16 protein-coding genes and 1 pseudogene are annotated in these 16,945 nt (G+C 72.5%); 9 read left to right on the forward strand and 8 right to left on the reverse strand.

The window, feature by feature from the left end:
- Window positions 1–56: 56 nt before the first annotated feature.
- Together NRP21_RS27475 and NRP21_RS27480 are read right to left on the reverse strand one after the other, a co-directional pair.
- Window positions 57–1,238, reverse strand: a complete 1,182-nt coding sequence (locus tag NRP21_RS27475; protein WP_257719443.1) for a beta-ketoacyl-ACP synthase — start codon at window positions 1,236–1,238, stop codon at window positions 57–59.
- A 62-nt stretch (window positions 1,239–1,300) separates the two neighbouring features.
- The gene (locus NRP21_RS27480) at window positions 1,301–2,287 is read right to left on the reverse strand and encodes an adenosine kinase (protein ID WP_257719444.1); all 987 of its coding nucleotides are present in this window, start codon (window positions 2,285–2,287) and stop codon (window positions 1,301–1,303) included.
- A 486-nt stretch (window positions 2,288–2,773) separates the two neighbouring features.
- On the opposite strand from NRP21_RS27480, the gene NRP21_RS27485 reads away from it, so the two are divergent.
- The 5 genes from NRP21_RS27485 to NRP21_RS27505 all read left to right on the forward strand — a co-directional run bounded on the left by NRP21_RS27485 (window position 2,774) and on the right by NRP21_RS27505 (window position 6,127).
- Window positions 2,774–3,274: a bactofilin family protein gene (locus NRP21_RS27485; protein WP_308219941.1), complete on the forward strand. Its 501-nt coding sequence runs from the start codon at window positions 2,774–2,776 to the stop codon at window positions 3,272–3,274.
- A 94-nt stretch (window positions 3,275–3,368) separates the two neighbouring features.
- The gene (locus NRP21_RS27490; RefSeq protein ID WP_257719445.1) at window positions 3,369–3,800 is read left to right on the forward strand and encodes a hypothetical protein; all 432 of its coding nucleotides are present in this window, start codon (window positions 3,369–3,371) and stop codon (window positions 3,798–3,800) included.
- A 369-nt stretch (window positions 3,801–4,169) separates the two neighbouring features.
- Window positions 4,170–4,502 carry a thioredoxin TrxA gene (gene trxA / locus NRP21_RS27495; protein ID WP_257719446.1) on the forward strand — a complete coding sequence of 111 codons (333 nt, stop codon included), beginning with the start codon at window positions 4,170–4,172 and terminating at the stop codon, window positions 4,500–4,502.
- 18 nt (window positions 4,503–4,520) lie between these two features.
- Window positions 4,521–5,648 (forward strand): PQQ-dependent sugar dehydrogenase, encoded by a 1,128-nt coding sequence (locus NRP21_RS27500; RefSeq protein WP_257719447.1) that lies wholly within the window; start codon window positions 4,521–4,523, stop codon window positions 5,646–5,648.
- A gap of 26 nt (window positions 5,649–5,674) precedes the next feature.
- Window positions 5,675–6,127: a glutathione peroxidase gene (locus NRP21_RS27505; protein WP_257719470.1), complete on the forward strand. Its 453-nt coding sequence runs from the start codon at window positions 5,675–5,677 to the stop codon at window positions 6,125–6,127.
- Window positions 6,128–6,169: 42 nt separating this feature from the next.
- On the opposite strand, the gene NRP21_RS27510 is transcribed toward NRP21_RS27505, so the two are convergent.
- Both NRP21_RS27510 and NRP21_RS27515 read right to left on the reverse strand, forming a co-directional pair.
- Entirely contained in the window at window positions 6,170–6,784 is a 615-nt protein-coding gene (locus tag NRP21_RS27510) for a Maf family protein (RefSeq protein ID WP_257719448.1), read from the reverse strand.
- A gap of 93 nt (window positions 6,785–6,877) precedes the next feature.
- Entirely contained in the window at window positions 6,878–7,693 is an 816-nt protein-coding gene (locus tag NRP21_RS27515; RefSeq protein WP_257719449.1) for an alpha/beta fold hydrolase, read from the reverse strand.
- A gap of 177 nt (window positions 7,694–7,870) precedes the next feature.
- On the opposite strand from NRP21_RS27515, the gene NRP21_RS27520 reads away from it, so the two are divergent.
- The 3 genes from NRP21_RS27520 to dnaJ all read left to right on the forward strand — a co-directional run bounded on the left by NRP21_RS27520 (window position 7,871) and on the right by dnaJ (window position 12,533).
- Window positions 7,871–8,845 (forward strand): Bug family tripartite tricarboxylate transporter substrate binding protein, encoded by a 975-nt coding sequence (locus NRP21_RS27520; protein ID WP_257719450.1) that lies wholly within the window; start codon window positions 7,871–7,873, stop codon window positions 8,843–8,845.
- Between the two features lie 466 nt (window positions 8,846–9,311).
- Window positions 9,312–11,249: a molecular chaperone DnaK gene (gene dnaK / locus NRP21_RS27525; protein WP_257719451.1), complete on the forward strand. Its 1,938-nt coding sequence runs from the start codon at window positions 9,312–9,314 to the stop codon at window positions 11,247–11,249.
- A 138-nt stretch (window positions 11,250–11,387) separates the two neighbouring features.
- Window positions 11,388–12,533, forward strand: a complete 1,146-nt coding sequence (dnaJ, locus tag NRP21_RS27530; protein ID WP_257719452.1) for a molecular chaperone DnaJ — start codon at window positions 11,388–11,390, stop codon at window positions 12,531–12,533.
- Window positions 12,534–13,207: 674 nt separating this feature from the next.
- Here the strand turns inward: dnaJ and NRP21_RS27535 are convergent.
- The 4 genes and pseudogenes from NRP21_RS27535 to NRP21_RS28160 all read right to left on the reverse strand — a co-directional run.
- Complete coding sequence (locus NRP21_RS27535; RefSeq protein WP_257719453.1) at window positions 13,208–13,945, reverse strand: lysophospholipid acyltransferase family protein; 738 nt, start codon at window positions 13,943–13,945, stop codon at window positions 13,208–13,210.
- Complete coding sequence (locus tag NRP21_RS27540) at window positions 13,942–14,562, reverse strand: YdcF family protein (RefSeq protein WP_257719454.1); 621 nt, start codon at window positions 14,560–14,562, stop codon at window positions 13,942–13,944. The genes NRP21_RS27535 and NRP21_RS27540 overlap by 4 nt, the downstream gene beginning before the upstream one ends.
- Window positions 14,559–15,428, reverse strand: coding sequence for a cell division protein FtsX (locus NRP21_RS27545; RefSeq protein ID WP_257719455.1), 870 nt, complete (start codon window positions 15,426–15,428; stop codon window positions 14,559–14,561). Before NRP21_RS27545 ends, NRP21_RS27540 begins: the two co-directional genes overlap by 4 nt.
- Window positions 15,429–15,756: 328 nt before the next feature.
- Window positions 15,757–16,425, reverse strand: a pseudogene (locus tag NRP21_RS28160) (cell division ATP-binding protein FtsE); the annotation flags it as partial.
- A gap of 97 nt (window positions 16,426–16,522) precedes the next feature.
- Here NRP21_RS28160 and NRP21_RS27555 point away from each other — a divergent pair.
- On the forward strand, window positions 16,523–16,942 hold the full coding sequence (locus tag NRP21_RS27555; RefSeq protein ID WP_257719457.1) for a zinc-ribbon domain-containing protein: 420 nt from the start codon (window positions 16,523–16,525) through the stop codon (window positions 16,940–16,942).
- The last annotated feature ends 3 nt before the right edge of the window (window positions 16,943–16,945 follow it).

Below are 16,945 nucleotides of genomic sequence, written 5' to 3' on the forward strand. Positions count from 1 at the left end.
CTGCCGGAGCTGGAAGGTCAGGGCAGGCCTTCGCCGTTACCACGCCGCGCAAGCCGTCACGCCCGCCCGATGACCAGGGCGCAGTTGCTGCCACCGAAGCCGAAGGAGTTGCTGAGCACCCGCCGCACGGGCAGGGCGCGGTTCCCGGTCGCCACGTCCACGCCGAAGGCCGGGTCCGGCGCCTCCACGCCGAGGCAGCCCGGCACCAGCCCGTCCGCAACGCAGATCGCCGCGATCACCGCTTCCAGCGCACCGGAGGCGCCGAGGGTGTGGCCCGTCCAGCCCTTGGTGGAGGAGCAGGGAACGGAATCCCCGAAGAGGGTGCGGACCGCCACGCCCTCCATCGCGTCGTTCGCCCGCGTGCCGGTGCCGTGGAGGTTGATGTAGTCCACCGCCCCGCCGCCGGCCGCATCCAGTGCCGCGCGCATGGCGGCCACGGCGCCCAGGCCCTCGGGGTGGGGGGAGGACATGTGGTGCCCGTCCGCGCTCGCCCCGGTGCCGAGGAGGAGGGGGCTGCCGGACGGCGCGTCCTCCGGCCGCATCAGCAGGGCGAAGCCCGCGGCCTCGCCGATCGAGATCCCGTCCCGGTCCGCCGCGCAGGGACGGCAGGCGGCCTTGCTCAGCAGCTCCAGTGCGTTGAAGCCGTGCAGCGTCATCCGGCACAGCGTGTCCACGCCGCCCACCACCGCCGCGTCGCAGACCCCGGCGGCGATCAGCGCGCCCGCTTCCAGGAAGCTGCGCGCGCCGGAGGTGCAGGCCGTGGAGATGGAGACGGCGGGGCCGCGCAGCCCCAGCCGCGCGCGCACGTAGCGGGGAAGGGCGTGCAGGTCGTGGGTGTGGGCGAAGTCGAAATCATCGGGCAGGGCGCCGTTCGCGTCCCGGCGGGCATAGGCGGCCTCGGTCTCGGCGATGCCGGCGGTGCTGGTGCCCAACACCACGGCCACGCGATGCGCCCCGAAGCGCGCGGCGGCCGCCTCCGCCGCCTCCGCGAAGCCGTCCTGGCGCAGGGCCAGCTCCGCCAGGCGGTTGTTGCGGCAATCGAAGCGCGCCAGCTCCGCGGGCAGCGCCACCTCCTCCAGCCCCGGCACGCGGCCCACCCAGATGCCCGGCGGCATCCCCGGCAGGTCGCAGGGCGAGAGGCCCCCGCGCCGCCCGTGCAGGGCCGCGCGCGTCGCCTCCACTCCCACGCCCATGGCGCTGGTGGCGGTGAGGGCCGGCATTGCGAGGGGCAGAACCATTCGTTGCATCTAAACGCTGGATCGCATCCGGCAAGCCTGATCGTTCAAGCAGCCTTGGCAGCTCAGGCCCCGACGAGGCGGCGCAGGTCCGCCTGCGGGCGGGCGCCGAAATGGGAGATCACCTCGCTCGCCGCCACGCTGCCCCAGCGGCCGCACTCGGCCAGCGGCAGGCCGCGGGCGTGGGCGGCCAGGAAGCCGGCAGCGTAGGCATCGCCCGCCCCGGTGGAATCGATCAGCGTGGTCGGCACGGCCGGCACCTCGATCACCCCCTGCTTCGGGGAGATGATGCGGCTGCCCTTCTCGCTGCGGGTCAGCGCCACCAGCTTGCCCGTGGCCGCGAAGGCCTGGGTCGCCGCATCGGCATCCACCGCATCGAAGAGGGCGCGCGCCTCGTCCTCGTTGGCGAAGACGATGTCCGCATCCCGCGCGATGAAGTCGAGGAAGGCGGCCTTGTGCCGGCCGACGCAGAAGCTGTCCGACAGGGTGATGGCCACCTGCCGCCCCGCCCCGTGCGCGATGCCCGCGGCGCGGCGGAAGGCCGCCTGGGCCGCCGGCGGGTCGAAGAGGTAGCCTTCCAGGTAGGTCACGGCGGCGGATTCCACCGCTGCCTGGTCCACGTCCTCCTCGCCGAAGGCCACGCAGGCGCCGAGATAGGTGTTCATCGTCCTCTGCCCGTCGGGGGTGACGAGGATGAGGCAGCGCGCCGTGGGGGAGCCGCCCTTCAGCGGCTTCGTCGGGAAGTGGATGCCGAGCTTCTTCAGGTCCTCGGCGAAGGCCTGGCCCGGCGCGTCGTCCGCCACCTTGCCGAGATAGCCGACCTTCGCGCCCAGGGCGGCGGCGGCGGCGCAGGTGTTGGCGGCGGACCCGCCGCCGGTCTGCACGCCCTCTCCCACCGCCGCGTGGATGGCCTGGGCACGGTCCGTGTCCACCAGCGCCATGCTGCCCTTGGCCATGCCCCACCCCGCCAGGGTCGCGTCGGTGGCGGAGGCCACCACGTCCACGATGGCGTTGCCGATGCCCAGGATGTCCAGCGCCTGCCGGTCCGCCATGCCTTCAATTCCCTCTGCCCGGGCCTGGTCCGGCGCCGCGATGCCGGCGCGCCATACCAGCGCGCCCCCGCCAAGACCATCGGGTAAATACCACCGGGCAAAGGCGGCGGTGCCGTGGCGGAAAACGGGCGCCCGCGCCGCGGCCGCCGCGCAAAAAACCGCCGGGCCACCGCCGATCCCCGCCCGCGGGGCGTTGTCCGCGGCATCCCGGCCGTGATAGCCCATCCCCGCAGGCGCGGGGCCGGGGGGGTTCCCGTCAGGCCGAGGGCCGTTGGGGTCCCCGGGTTCCGGGATCGTCCCCGGGGCCGCGCCGAGCCATGACCGCCTTCGCCAGGGGGAACTGCCATGTCCGGAATTTTCCGTCGTCGCCCCGCAGACCAGGGGCCCTCCGAGGCCGAGCCCGCGACCGTGCCCGTTTCGCGCGATCCCGACCTGGCCGTGCCCCCCTTCCGCCCCACTCCGGGCCAAGCTCCCAAGGACCCCGCCATGAGCCTGCCGCCGAAGCCGACCGCCCCGAGCGCCCCCGCGGGTGCGCCCACCGCGCCCGGCGTGACCATGCCGCCGCGCCCCGCCGGCCGCCCGGCCGCGGCCGAGCGCCGCACCCTCGTCGTCGGCAAGGGCATCTCCCTGCAGGGCACCGTGGCCGACGCCGAGCGCCTGGTGGTGGACGGCACGGTGGAGAGCCAGATGATCCAGGCCTCCGAGCTGCAGATCACCCATTCCGGCGTCTTCAAGGGCGAGGTCCAGGTCGAGGACGCGGAGATCGCCGGCGTGTTCGACGGCACCATCACCGCCCGCGGCAACCTGACCATCCGCGCCACCGGCCGGGTGCTCGGCGTGGCCCGCTGCCGCCGCCTCTCCGTGGAGGAGGGCGGGCAGCTCTCCGGCCGCATGGAGATGCTGACGGACGCGCAGGCGGCCGCCGCGGGCCAGCCGTCCCAGCCCACCCAGCCGGCCGGCGCCCCCGCCGCCCCGCCGCGCATCTGATCCGGAAGGGGCGCGCCTGCGCGCCCCTTTCCTCCGGCGGCCCGGCCGCCATCCCCGGGTATCCGCCCGCCTCCTTCCCGGCACCATCCCGGCGATGACCGCCCTGCCCGGCCTCCGCGCCTCCGTCCTGCTCCTCCTTCTCGTGGGCTGCGCCCCGCCCGGGCCGGACCGTGCGGCGAGCGAGGTTCTAAAACAGGTGCTGGAGAGCCACCGCGCCAGCCTGGCCGGCCTCAACACCGCCCCGCCCCCCCGGACCTCCCCGGTCACCCGCCGCGGCGCGCCCTCCGGCGTCGCCGCCCTGCTTGGCCAGACGCGGGAAGGCGTGATCGCCGCTCTTGGCCAGCCCACGCGCCGCCGGCCGGAGGGCGAGGCGGAGATCTGGCTTTACCAGGGCACCCACTGCGCGCTGGACGTCGTGCTCTATCGCCAGAGCAGCACCCCCCGCGTGGCCTGGGCCGCCGCCCGCGCCTCGGGCACGGAAACCCGCACCGAGGCGGGGTGCCTCTCGGAACTCACCTCGGGCTAGGTCGCGCCTGTGACCCCAGGGAGGCGCCGCCTTCCTGAGGCCCTCCGCCAGGAGGCTAAGCCTCCTGAACCTGCTTCGGACTGCCGCGGACACCCTGATCGAAGGCAGCGCCGCAGGCGTTTCTCATCTCAGTACGGACTGTCGCGTCCCAAGCCCTGGGTCATGGGCCCGAGGCGAGCCGCAGGTTCCGCATCCCGCGGCAGCCCCGAAGAAAAAGATGAGGGGTGGGGTTCCAGGGGAAGGGGAATTCCTCCTCCCCTCCCTCTGAGGCCGCGGGGCCGAACACCCCCTGTCTTGACCCATGGCCCGGGCAACCCGACTTTTCACCCGAACCCGGTACCGGGCCCCATCCTTGGGACGAGAACTGCGATGAGCGAGAACACCAAGGCTGTCAGCGACGACAGCTTCAAGACGGACGTGCTGGAGGCCTCCGGCCCCGTGCTCGTGGACTTCTGGGCGGAGTGGTGCGGCCCCTGCCGCATGGTCGGCCCGATCCTGGACGAGATCGGCAAGGACTACGCGGGCAAGCTGACGGTCGCGAAGGTGAACATCGACGAGAACCCGATGACGCCGAACGAGTACGCGGTGCGCGGCATCCCCACGATGATCCTGTTCAAGGACGGCAAGCCCGTGGACATGAAGGTGGGCGCCATGCCGCGCGGCCAGCTCCGCGCCTGGGTGGATCAGGCGATCGCCGGCTAGTCCGGGGGTCTGATCCGCTTGCGCGCCGCTCTCCTGCTGCTTCTGGGGCTGGCCGCCTGCGCCAGCCCCGTTTCCTCGCAGGAGGTGGTGCGGAGCGAGCGCGCGGCCTTCCGCGTCGCCGATTTCGCCACGGGGCTGGAACGCCCTTGGGGTGCGGCCTTCCTGCCGGATGGCCGGCTGCTGGTGACGGAGCGGCCGGGGCGGCTGCGGATCGTCGGGCGGGACGGCGCGGTTTCGCCCCCGGTGCCCGGCGTGCCCGAGGTGGTGGCGCAGGGCCAGGGCGGGCTGCTGGACGTCGCCCTGGCGCCGGACTTCGCGCAGACGCGGCAGGTCTATTTCTGCCTGGCCGGCGCGGCGGGGGGCGGGGTTCTCACCCGGCTCGCCACCGCGCGCTTCTCCGCCGACATTACGCGGCTGGAGGGGACCACCACCCTGCTGGACGCGACGCCGGCCCAGTCCTCCGGACGCAACCACTACGGCTGCCGCATCGTGTTTGCCCCGGACGGGAAGCTGCTGCTCTCCACCGGGGACCGCTACAACGACAAGATGCGCGCCCAGCGCCTGGACGACCTGGGCGGCAAGGTGCTGCGGCTGGAGCGGGACGGGCGCCCGGCCGAGGGCAATCCCTTCGTCGGCCGCGCGGGGGTGAGGCCGGAGATCTTCACCTACGGCCACCGCAATCCGCAGGGGCTGGCGATCAACCCCGCCACCGGCTCCGCCATAGAGATCGAGTTCGGGGCCCGCGGCGGGGACGAGGTGAACCGGCTGCGCGCCGGCGCCAATTATGGCTGGCCGCTGGTCTCCTACGGCACGGATTACGACGGCAGCCCCATCGGCACGGGCCAGGCGAGCGCGCCGGGGATCGAGGAGCCGCTCCGATACTGGACCCCGGCCGTCAGCCCCTCCGGCGGGAATTTCTACGCGGGGGGCGCCTTCCCCGGCTGGCGCAACAGCCTTTTCGTCTCCGCGCTGCGGACACCGGGCCTGGTGCGCCTGACCATGGACGGGGACCGCGTGGTGGGAGAGGAACGGCTGCTCTGGGGCCGCACGCGCCTCCGCCACGTCCTCCCCGGCCCCGATGGCCTCCTCTACATCCTCACCGACGAGACGCAGGGCCGGGTGATCCGGCTGGAGCCCGTGAATTGAGCGAACTTCTCGATCTTTCCGCCCCCTTGCCCGGCGGCGGCGCGCAGCCGCTCTCGGACTACCGGGGCAAGGTGCTGCTGGTGGTGAACACGGCCAGTCGCTGCGGCTTCACGCCCCAGTACGCGGGGCTGGAGGCGCTGCAGCGCCGCTACGGCCCGCACGGCTTCCAGGTGCTGGCCTTTCCCTGCAACCAGTTCGGCGCGCAGGAGCCGGGGAATGCCGAGGAGATCGCCAACTTCTGCACCACGAAGTACGACGTGACCTTCCCCGTCTTTGCCAAGGTCGAGGTGAACGGGTCCGGGGCGGACCCTGTCTTCCGCCACCTGAAGCACGCCGCCCCCGGCGCCCTGGGCACGGAAGCGATCAAGTGGAACTTCACCAAGTTCCTGATCAGCCGAGAGGGAGAGGTGGTGTCCCGCTACGCCCCCACCACCGCGCCGGAGAAGCTGTCGGGCGACATCGAGAAGCTCCTGGGCTGACGGGGCGGTTCACCCGGAAGGCCTAGTCCGCCCGCCGGGGCTTCAGCGCAGCAGCACCCCGTGCTGCCGCAGGAAGCCCAGCAACGGCAGCATCGGCAGGCCGAGGATCGCCGCGTGCTCCCCCTCCACCCGGTCGAAGAGCTGGATCCCCGGCCCCTCCAGCCGATAGGCCCCGACGCTCTCCGTCACCAGCCCGCCCTCGATCGCCAGATAAGCGTCGATGAAGGCGTCCGAGACCGGCCGCATCACCAGCCGCGGCTGCGCCACATGCCCCCAGATGCGCTGCCCGCCCCGCCAGCACACCACCGCCGTCACCAGCCGGTGCGCCTTGCCCCGCAGCGCCTCCAGGTGGCCCCGGGCGGCCGCCGCGCTCTCCGGCTTGTCGAACCAGCGCTCCTCCAGGACCAGCATCTGGTCGCTGCCGATCACAAGCGCCTCGGGCCGCTGCGCCGCCACGCGCCGGGCCTTCGCCTCGGCCAACATCAGCGCCGTGTCCTCCGGCGAGAAGTCCTCGGCCCTCGCGCTCTCCTTGATCGAGGCCTCGTCCACCGCCGCGGCCACCGCCTCGAACCGCAGCCCGGCCGCCTCCATCACCGCCCGGCGCGCCGAGGACGCGCTGGCCAGGATCAGCGGCGGGTCGTCGCTCTGGATGTCCATGCCTTTCGCCCTCGCCCGTCTCAGGGCGCTGTTCTGGCAGGGCGGCTCCGGCGGCCTCAAGGGAGGGAAGAAAGAATTCTCCCCTCCCCCACCTCAGCCCAGCAGGGCCGCGTTCACTGGTTCCGGCGCCTCGAAGGCGACCCAGTGGCCGGCGCCGAGGATGAGCAAGGGCTCGATGCCGCGCTCGCGGAAGAAGGCGATCCGCTCGGCCATATGGGGCACGGCAATCGCGTCGTGCTCGCCATAAATCACGGAAAGAGGCGACCGGACCTCGGCCAGCGCCCTCCGCAGGGAGTCCGGCTGGACCACGCTGCGGCTACGGTAGCGGGCGTGGTCGCTGTTCCAGGCCTGGATCGCCAGGGCCTCCGCATCGATCCGGGCGGGATCGTGGATCATGAGCCGGGCGAGATTTTCCCGGTGCGCCCCCATCCGATCCTCGCCTTGCCGGTCGCGCACGGAAACCAGGGGCACGGGCGGGCGCGTCAGGCCGAGTGAGCCAGCGCCGAGGATAGTGAGGGACAGCACCCGCGCCCCGTGCCGCACGGCCAAGTGCCCGGCGACGGTGGCCCCGAAGGAGAAGCCGACGAGGTCGTAGGGCGTGTCGCCGATCCGCGCCTCGATCCCTGCGGCAACGAGGGCGGCAAGGCCCGGCAGGTCCGTGCCGGGCGGCGGAAGGTCGGATTCCCCCAGTCCCGGCAGGTCCGGCACGATGAGGCGGCGGCGGGCCGAGAGCGGCCCGATGTTGCGCGCCCAGTGGCGCCAGGACCCGACACCGCCATGCAGCAGCACCGCCGGCGGCCCGGACCCCCATTCGTGCCAGGCCATCCTGCCACCGGCATGCTGTATCTCGAAGCGGGTGGCAGCCTGGGCCAGGCGCTTCAGCTGGGCCTCGGGATCATCGGGGAGCATGGGGCGATTGTCCGGCAGATCCGGCCGGCGGGGAACCACCTTGCCGGAACATGCGACGGCCATCGGATGAAACCCTGAATTCCCGAATCAACTTGACCTCATCGTGAATATTGGAATTCACTTTCGGACCAGGGATTGGCGGTGCCGTCCCGCACTCTGGATCCCAGGCAGGCCACCATGCTCCACCCGTCCCGCCGCGCCCTGCTCTCGGCGCTGCCGCTTCTCGCGGCGCCGGCCACGCTTCGCGCCCAGGCCACGGGGCGCACGCTACGCGCCGTGGTGCCCTTCCCGCCCGGCGGCGGCGTGGACGTCTTCGCGCGGCCCTTCGCGGTGGCGCTCTCCGCCGCGCTCGGCCAGCCCGTGGTGATCGAGAACATCGGCGGCGCCTCCTCCCGCATCGGCAATGCCGCCGTGGCCCGGGCCGCCGGGGACGGCGCGACCCTGCTGGTCACCAACGACACTCTGGCGGCGGTGGAGGCCCTGCCCGCGCCGGGCTCCTCGCCCGTCCTGCCGCAGCTCGCACCCGTGCTGCTCGCCGCCGGCTCCCCTCATGTCATCGTCACCCACCCGAAATCCGGCCTCCGGACCATCGCGGACTACGCGGCGCGGGTGCGGGACCCGGCGCGGCGGCCGAATATCGCCCTGCCCGGCCTGGGCACCGCCCATCACTTCGCCAGCGCCCTGTTCGACCAGGCCGTGGGCGGCCGGGCGGAGCCGGTGGCCTATCGCGGCGGCGGGCCCGCCATCGCGGACCTGCTGGCGGGCACGGTGGACGTCTCCCTCGTCACCCTCGGCATGGTGGTGCCGCATATCCGCGAGGGACGGCTGGTCGGCCTCGCCGTCACCTCCGCCACCCGCGCGGCGGCGGTCCCGGATGTCCCGACCGTGGCTGAGACCGTGGCCCCCGGCTTCGACGTGACGACCTGGATGGGCGTCCTCGCCCCCGCCACCACGCCGCCCGCCACCCTGGCCCACCTGCACGCCGCCGGTCGCACGGCGCTGGAGGATGCCACGCTGCGGGAGCGCCTGGCCTCGCTGGGCTTCGAGCCCGCCGGCGCCGGGCCGGAGGAGTTTGCCGCCCTGCTGCGGACCACGGTCGCGCGCTTCGCCTCCGTGGTGCCGGCAGCGGGGATCAGGGCGGAAGAGGTCTGATCACGGCCAAGGAGAGAGAAGGAAATCTCTCTCCCCCCGCCCCCTCCCCCTCATCGTCTTCGACCGGCATCTTCTTCGACCGGGCTGCCGCGGACTGCGGGGCTTGCGGCTCGCCGGGCGGCCACGCCGCTCGGCGAGGGACAGGGCAACCCGTGCTGACCTGAATTCAAGAAGCCCGCTTCGCGGGCCAGCCCCCCGTCCCGCGGCAGCCCGATAGAAGAAGATGATGGGGTCCAGGGGAAGAATTCCTTCTTCCCCTGGCGGGGGCCCGGGGGCGGCGCCCCCGAAGGCCGGCGAATCGCCGGAGAATCCGCCGCTCCGGGGTCTTGTCGCGCCGCCTGCCCCTGAATACATCGTGGGCCGACGGGTTTAGGCCCGTTTTCCAATCCCCATCCGATTGAACAATGGGGCCGCGCACGGCGCCTGATCACGGGCCGTGCCCCGGCCGCCGCGAAAGGAGTAACGGATGAGCAAGGTCATCGGTATCGACCTCGGCACCACCAATTCCTGCGTCGCCATCATGGAAGGCGGCGAGACGAAGGTCATCGAGAACGCCGAGGGCGCCCGGACCACCCCCTCCATGGTCGCCTTCGCCAAGAACGGCGAGCGTCTCGTCGGCCAGGCCGCGAAGCGCCAGGCGGTGACCAACCCGACCGACACGCTCTACGCCGTGAAGCGCCTGATCGGCCGCCGCTTCGACGACGCGATGGTGAAGAAGGACATCGGCCTCGTTCCCTACCACATCGTGCGCGCCGACAACGGCGATGCCTGGGTGGATGCGGGCGGTTCCAAGCAGGCACCGCAGCAGATCAGCGCCTATGTGCTCGGCAAGATGAAGGAGACGGCCGAGGCCTATCTCGGCGACAAGGTGACGCAGGCCGTCATCACCGTCCCCGCCTACTTCAACGATGCCCAGCGCCAGGCCACCAAGGAGGCCGGCAAGATCGCGGGCCTCGAGGTGCTGCGCATCATCAACGAGCCGACGGCGGCGGCGCTGGCCTACGGCATGGACAAGAAGAACGGCGGCACGATCGCGGTCTATGACCTCGGCGGCGGCACCTTCGACGTGTCCGTGCTCGAGATCGGCGACGGCGTCTTCGAGGTGAAGTCCACCAACGGCGACACCTTCCTCGGCGGCGAGGACTTCGACCAGCGGGTGATCGACTACCTCGCGGACGAGTTCAAGAAGGAGAACGGGATCGACCTGCGCGGCGACAAGCTCGCCCTGCAGCGCCTGAAGGAGGCGGCCGAGAAGGCGAAGATCGAGCTCTCCTCCGCGAAGCAGACCGAGATCAACCTGCCCTTCATCACGGCCGACGCCTCCGGGCCGAAGCACCTGGTGCTGCAGCTCTCCCGCGCGAAGCTGGAGAGCCTGGTGGACGACCTGATCCAGCGCACGCTGGAGCCCTGCAAGAGCGCGCTGAAGGATGCCGGCCTGACCGCCGGTGAGATCGACGAGGTGATCCTGGTCGGCGGCATGACCCGCATGCCCAAGGTCATCGACGCCGTGAAGTCCTTCTTCGGGAAGGAGCCGGCCCGCAACGTGAACCCGGACGAGGTGGTCGCCATCGGCGCCGCCATCCAGGGCGCGGTGCTGAAGGGCGAGGTGAAGGATGTCCTGCTGCTCGACGTGACCCCGCTTTCGCTGGGCATCGAGACGCTGGGCGGCGTGTTCACCCGGCTGATCGACCGCAACACCACGATCCCCACCAAGAAGTCCCAGACCTTCTCGACCGCTGACGACAACCAGACGGCCGTGACGATCAAGGTCTTCCAGGGCGAGCGTGAGATGGCGGCCGACAACAAGCTGCTCGGCAACTTCGACCTGCAGGGCATCCCGCCGGCGCCGCGCGGCGTGCCGCAGGTGGAGGTGACCTTCGACATCGACGCGAACGGCATCGTCTCCGTCAGCGCGAAGGACAAGGCCACCGGCAAGGAGCAGCAGATCAAGATCCAGGCCCGCTCCGGCCTGTCGGACAGCGACATCGAGCGCATGGTGAAGGACGCCGAGGCGAATGCCGAGGCCGACAAGCGCCGGCGCGAGACGGTCGAGGCCAAGAACAACCTGGAGGCCCTGGTCCACTCCACGGACAAGGCGCTGAAGGAGAATGGCGACAAGCTGGCCGATGCCGACAAGGGTGAGGTCGAGGCCGCCCTCTCCGCCGCGCGCTCCGCGCTGGAGGGGGATGACGCCGAGGCGATGAAGACCGCCGGCGAGCGTCTCTCCGCCGCGTCGATGAAGATCGGCGAGGCGATGTACAAGGCGCAGCAGGCGGCCGAGGGCGCCGCGGCGGCCCCGGGCGGCGAGGGTGGGGCCAGCGGCCCCAGCAACGCCAACCCGAACGGGAAGGTCGTTGACGCCGAGTTCGAGGACGTCGATCCCTCGAAGAAGAAGCAGGGCTGAACGGCTACGCCGTGAAGTAGAAGGGGCGCCCGGCATCGCGAGAGCGGGCCGGGCGCTTTCTCTTTACGGCGTCGTTCCTGTATTCACCCCTATAGCATTCACCCTCAGGGCGAGCGCACGCCCCGCACGGGAACCACCATGGCCAAGCGTGACTACTACGAGGTGCTGGGCGTCGCCCGCGACGCGAACGAGGACACGCTGAAGAAGGCGTTCCGCAAGCTCGCCATGCAGCACCACCCCGACCGCAATCCCGGGGACAAGGCGGCGGAAGCGAAGTTCAAGGAGTGCAACGAGGCCTACGACGTCCTGAAGGACGCCGAGAAGCGGGCCGCCTATGACCGGTACGGCCACGCGGCCTTCGAGAATGGCGGCGGGGGCGGCGGCAATCCCTTCGGCGGCGGCTTCGCGGGCGGTGGCTTCGAGGACATCTTCGAGCAGATGTTCGGCAACCTCGGCGGCCGCCGGGGCGGGGGCGCGCAGAACAGCGGCCGCGGCGCCGACCTGCGGACGGAGGTGACGATCACGCTGGAGGAGGCCTTCGCCGGAACGAAGACCACCATTCGCGTCCCCTCCTCCGTGACGTGCGACAACTGCCAGGGCACGGGCGCCGAGGGCGGCAAGCCCCAGACCGAGAGCTGCCCGACCTGCAAGGGCGCCGGCAAGGTGCGCGCCCAATCCGGCTTCTTCCTGGTGGAGCGCACCTGCCCCACCTGCGGCGGCCAGGGCCGCACCATCAAGAACCCCTGCAAGGTCTGCGCGGGCGCCGGGCGGGTCCAGAAGGATCGCAACCTCAACGTGACCATCCCCGCCGGTGTGGAGGAGGGCACGCGCATCCGCTTGGCCGGGGAAGGCGAGGCCGGGCTGCGCGGCGCGCCGGCCGGCGACCTCTATGTGGATATCGGCATCAAGCCCCATCCGATCTTCCAGCGGGAGGGGAACAACATCTTCATCCGCGTGCCGCTGCGGATGACCCAGGCGGCGCTGGGCGGAAACGTGGAGGTTCCGAGCATCGACGGCGGCCGCGCCCGCGTGCAGATCCCCACCGGCACACAGGCGGGCGACCAGTTCCGCCTGCGGGGCAAGGGCTTCTCCGTCCTCCGCTCAGCCGCGCGGGGCGACATGTACGTGCAGGTTTCCGTCGAGACGCCGCAGAACCTCACGCCGAAGCAGCGCGAGCTGCTGGAGCAGTTCGAGGCCGAGGCCGAGGCGAACAACCGCACCAGCCCGGAGAGCGAGGGCTTCTTCTCCCGCGTCAAGGAGTTCTGGGACGGGCTGGGGCGCTGAACCCACCCGAGGTGATGGCCAACGACCCCCGCCGGCTCGCCGGCGGGGGTTTTTCATGGTCCGGATACGACATTCCCGTGCCGCCCGGGATTCCCTCCGGGATTCCAGCCGCTTGGCCGATCCGGATCGCGGCCGGCCCCAGGAGTCCGCGGCTTCAAGGCGACAGGGGAGAGGCGATTCACTTTTCCCAGGATTTATCCACAGGATCGGGGCTTGACCCGGCCGGACTCACCCGTGAGTCCGCGCTTTGTTCCACGGACTCTTGGGATTCACCCATGATTGTCGGCAAGTTGTTGAAAAGTCAGACTTTATGGATATCCACAACCATGTCTGCAACAAAGGAATCCCTGACTCCACAACGCCTTGCTGCCGTGTCTTGCGCCGCGGTCCGAACCGCAGCGCCTATCTATTCCACCAACTTGTCCACAGGCCCTGCCGAGTATCCCCACTTGCCCATCGGCGATCCATTCCGGCCCCTCGCCATGGGCCTGTCCCGGCGAGACGAGGCAGGGCCTCTCACCCCATCATCTTCTTTGATTTAAAGCCATCCGGCTGACCACGAGGGCAGGACAGGGCCCCTCAGGCGGGAATTCCGCGTCCGGCCGTCTCCGCGGCGGCCTCATGGAGGTTCAGGGGCGGATCCCCCGGGCCTGACATGCCCGGCTACAGGACAGCTAAGCCTTGAGGCCGCCCAGTTCTCCGGCAGGACGTTCGAGGTTGGCGGAGGCCTCGGCCACGGCGGATTCCGCCCGCGCCATCAACTCCGCACGGGGAAGGCCGGGCGGGATGGGTGGCAGCACGGCCACGGTCAGCAGCCCCGGCCGCTTGGTGAAGGCGCGGCGGCCCCAGAGCCGCCCGGAATCGGTGGCCACCGGCACCACGGGCAGGGCGGTGGCGGCGGCCATGGCGGCGAAGCCGGGCTGCCAAGGCTGCCGCTCCCCAGGGGCGGAGCGCGTGCCCTCCGGGAAGATGACGATCTGGTAGCCCAGCGCCGCCGTCTCCCGCGCCGCGCGGACCAGGCGCTTGAGGGAGGAGGCGCCGCCCTCCCGGTCCACGGGGATGGAGTGGACGTGGCGCGCCATGGCGCCCCAGCCGGGGATCCGCATCAGTTCCTCCTTCATCACGTAGGAGGGGCGGGGCAGCAGGGCGTGCCAGACCACGGTGTCGAAGGCGGACTGGTGCTGGGCGGCGATGATGGCGGGGCCGTGCACGGGCAGGTTCTCCGCCCCCGTCACCCGGAGGCGAATGCCGCAGACCACCCGCAGCAGCCACAGGACGCCGTGTGCCCAGCCGCGCAGGAAGCGGTGCATCACCCCCGGCGGAAAGGCGAGCAGGGGCAGGCCGAAGATCACGGCCAGGGCGGTGAAGGCGAAGAACAGGAGGTTGAACAGCGCGGACCGGAGGGCTGTCACCGGGCCGGCCCCCTGCGGCCGGGGCGTTCCAGCAGGGTGGAGAGGTTCAGCGCCGCCCCGATGAGCTTCACGTACTCCCGGATCATCGGCACGGGCCGGGCGACGAAGGGCTCCACGGGGCGGGGGTGCAGAACGGCCTCCGGCAGGTCGCGCCGCAGTTCCAGCAGGGCGCGGGGCATGTGGAAGCCGGCGGTGATCACCGTGATCTCCCTGATCTCGGCGCGGCGAGCCCAGGCGGCGATCTCCCGGGCGTTGCCGCGGGTGCTCGTCGCCTCCCGCCCCAGCACGATCCGGTCCGCGAGGGCCGCGGGATCCATGGTGGCGCCGCGCCCGCCGGCGCTCCGCACCAACTCGGCCAGCCCGGCATCCGGCCCGACGCCGGAGACGATCAGCCGCGCCTCCGGCCGCGCCTCCAGCAGGGCCAGCCCGGCCTCCACCCGGTCCGGCCCGCCCGTGAGCACGGCGATGCCCGGGGTGGGCGGGATTTCCGGCGCGGGGGCGGCGGACCGGTGCAGGAACCACAGAAAGCCGCCGGAAACGGCGAGCACGAAGGCCGCCATGAACGTCGAGAGCAGGGGCAGGCGGCGCCCCTTCGGCCGGGCGGCGGTCGCGCTCACGGCAGGCGCCGCAGCCAACGGCGAACTGTCGCCTGCGCCGTGCCCCAGCCGATGCCCGCCGCCGCGGGCGGCAGCGTGGCGAGCATGAGCCAGGGCAGCTCCCCCAGCACATGGGCCGGCACCTCCTCGCCCGAGAGAGGCAGGGCGAGGCCGGAGAGGGCGGCGAGCGCGGGCACGGCCAGGGCCGCCCCGGCCAGGGCCCCCAGCCCCGCGAGCAGGGCCACGCGGCGGGCGAAGCGGCCGGCGATGGCGCGATCCGTCGCGCCAAGATCGTGCAGCACCCCAATCGCCTCCCGCCGCGCGGCCAGCCCGGCCCGCGTCGCCACCGCCACCACGGCCACCGCCACCCCCGCCACCAGCGCCAGCACCGCCAGCGCCACGCCCTGCACTGAGCGGGCCAGGGCGGAGAGGCGCGCCACCCAGATCCCGTGCGCCTCCAGTTCCGCGCCCGGCACCGCCTCCGCCAAGCGGTTGGAGAGGCTCGGCAGGGCTTCCGGCGCGGCCGCGAGGTGCAGCTCGATCACGCCGGGCAGGATAAGGGCGGGCGCCTCGCCGAGCCAGGGGCGCAGCAGCTCCGCAACCCGCTCCGGGCTCACGGCCGTGGCCTCCGCGATCACGGGGTCGGCGCGCAGCAGCTCCAGGGCGGCCGCCATCCGCTCCCGGGTGGGATCGGGCACCTGCACCGTCACGGCGGCGGCGGCGCCGGCCTGCCAGCGATCGGCCAACCGGTCCGCCCCGCGCGCCCCGGCCAGGGCCAGGGCGGCCAGCAGCGCCATGGCGGCCACCAGCCCCGGCAGCAGCCGGTCCGAGAGCGCGCGGCGCAGCCCCAGCGGGTCGCGCGCCAGGCGGCGGCGGCGCTCAGCCATGACCGCCCCCGGCTTCGGGACGGGCGCTGGGCCAGATGCTTCGGCGCGGGCGCGGCGGGGGCGGAGGGGCGAGTTCCTCCGCAGGAATCCCCAGGTCCGGGGTGAAATCCGGCGAGAGGGGTGCGGGCGCCTCGTCCACGGAAGCGCTCACGGCGTCGCTCAAGATTTCGTCCGAGGCTTCGCCCGAGGTTTCGTCCTCTGGCACCTCCTCCACCCAGCCCGCCTCCGGCTCCGGGCTCTCCAGGTCGATCGCGCCGGCCGGGGCCAGGGGCGCCGCTTCGGCCGCCAGCAGCTCCTCCACCGGCGCATAGGGCCAGGGGTCGAGCGCGACCATACGCCCGCCCTCCAGCCGCATGACATGGCCGGGGTGCTGCGCGATCAGCTCCTGCGAATGGGTGGCCACCACCACGGTCGCGCCCAGCCGGTTCATCTCGGCCAGCAGCAGCAGCAGGCGGCGGGCCTGCACCGCGTCCAGGTTGCCCGTGGGCTCGTCCGCCACCAGCAGGGCCGGGCGCGTGACCACGGCGCGGGCAATGGCCACGCGCTGCTGCTCTCCGCCGGAGAGCTGCTGCGGCAGGGCATCGGCCCGGTCCTCCAACCCCACCCAGCGCAGCATCTCCGCCACGTCCGGGCGCAGGCTGGCCTCCGCCCGGCCGGCCAGGCGCAGCGGCAGGGCCACGTTGTCGAAGGCGGTCAGGTAAGGCAGCAGCCGGAACTCCTGGAACACTGCCCCGATCCGCCGCCGCAGCTTCGGCAGGTCCGACCGCTTCGCGCGGGAGAGCGGGGCGCCCAGCACCTCCACCTCGCCCCGCGTCGGCCGCATGGCCAGCTGCATCAGGCGCAGCAGCGACGTCTTCCCCGCGCCCGAGGGGCCCGTGAGCCAGGTGAAGGACCCTTGCGGCAGGGTGAAGGAGAGGTCCCGCAGCGTCTCCCGCTCCCCCGCTCCGCCGCGCGTGGGATCCGGGTAGCGCAGCCCGACCCGTGTGAAGCGCACCATGGCGCCGACATGCCATGACAGGGCAGGCAGGGATAGCACCAGCGTGGGGCCCATTGGGGGCGTTGCCTTAACCCTTGCCGGGCGACCATCCTGCGCCATGCGCGTCGCCTGCCCCGAATGTGCCGCCGAGTACGACCTGCCCCCTGCCCTGGCCGACCGGCTGGACGGGGTGCGGACGGTGCGCTGCGCCCGCTGCGGCGCCACCTGGGCACCCACGCCCCCAGCGCCCGGTCAGCCCCCAGAGGAACCGCCCGCCGCGCCGCCGGAGGACGGGCCGGCCGCCTTCCCGGCCTTCCCGACGATCGAATCGCCGAAGCCAGCCCCCGCCCCGGCAGTGCCAAGCCCGCCGCCGCCCGGCCGCAGGATCACGCCCGCCCTGGCCTGGGCCGCGTCCCTCCTTCTCATCGCCCTCGCGGCCGGCGCCGCCTGGCACTGGCGGGTGGACATGGTGGAAGCTTGGCCCCCGGCAGCCCGGGCCTACACTTGGTGGATGGAAGCTCTTGGCCTCGCAGGCTGATGG

Source organism: Roseomonas populi (assembly GCF_024594815.1).
Classification (GTDB): domain Bacteria; phylum Pseudomonadota; class Alphaproteobacteria; order Acetobacterales; family Acetobacteraceae; genus Roseomonas; species Roseomonas populi.

What these genes read in the sequence shown, in the direction of transcription:
- NRP21_RS27490 (WP_257719445.1), top strand. Translation starts at nt 3,369, where the DNA reads ATGACCGCCCTGCCCGGCCTCCGCGCCTCCGTCCTGCTCCTCCTTCTC.
- NRP21_RS27475 (WP_257719443.1), bottom strand. Translation starts at nt 1,238, where the DNA reads ATGGTTCTGCCCCTCGCAATGCCGGCCCTCACCGCCACCAGCGCCATG.
- NRP21_RS27485 (WP_308219941.1), top strand. Translation starts at nt 2,774, where the DNA reads ATGAGCCTGCCGCCGAAGCCGACCGCCCCGAGCGCCCCCGCGGGTGCG.
- NRP21_RS27515 (WP_257719449.1), bottom strand. Translation starts at nt 7,693, where the DNA reads ATGCTCCCCGATGATCCCGAGGCCCAGCTGAAGCGCCTGGCCCAGGCT.
- dnaK (WP_257719451.1), top strand. Translation starts at nt 9,312, where the DNA reads ATGAGCAAGGTCATCGGTATCGACCTCGGCACCACCAATTCCTGCGTC.
- NRP21_RS27545 (WP_257719455.1), bottom strand. Translation starts at nt 15,428, where the DNA reads ATGGCTGAGCGCCGCCGCCGCCTGGCGCGCGACCCGCTGGGGCTGCGC.
- dnaJ (WP_257719452.1), top strand. Translation starts at nt 11,388, where the DNA reads ATGGCCAAGCGTGACTACTACGAGGTGCTGGGCGTCGCCCGCGACGCG.
- NRP21_RS27510 (WP_257719448.1), bottom strand. Translation starts at nt 6,784, where the DNA reads ATGGACATCCAGAGCGACGACCCGCCGCTGATCCTGGCCAGCGCGTCC.
- NRP21_RS27480 (WP_257719444.1), bottom strand. Translation starts at nt 2,287, where the DNA reads ATGGCGGACCGGCAGGCGCTGGACATCCTGGGCATCGGCAACGCCATC.
- NRP21_RS27555 (WP_257719457.1), top strand. Translation starts at nt 16,523, where the DNA reads ATGCGCGTCGCCTGCCCCGAATGTGCCGCCGAGTACGACCTGCCCCCT.
- trxA (WP_257719446.1), top strand. Translation starts at nt 4,170, where the DNA reads ATGAGCGAGAACACCAAGGCTGTCAGCGACGACAGCTTCAAGACGGAC.
- NRP21_RS27520 (WP_257719450.1), top strand. Translation starts at nt 7,871, where the DNA reads ATGCTCCACCCGTCCCGCCGCGCCCTGCTCTCGGCGCTGCCGCTTCTC.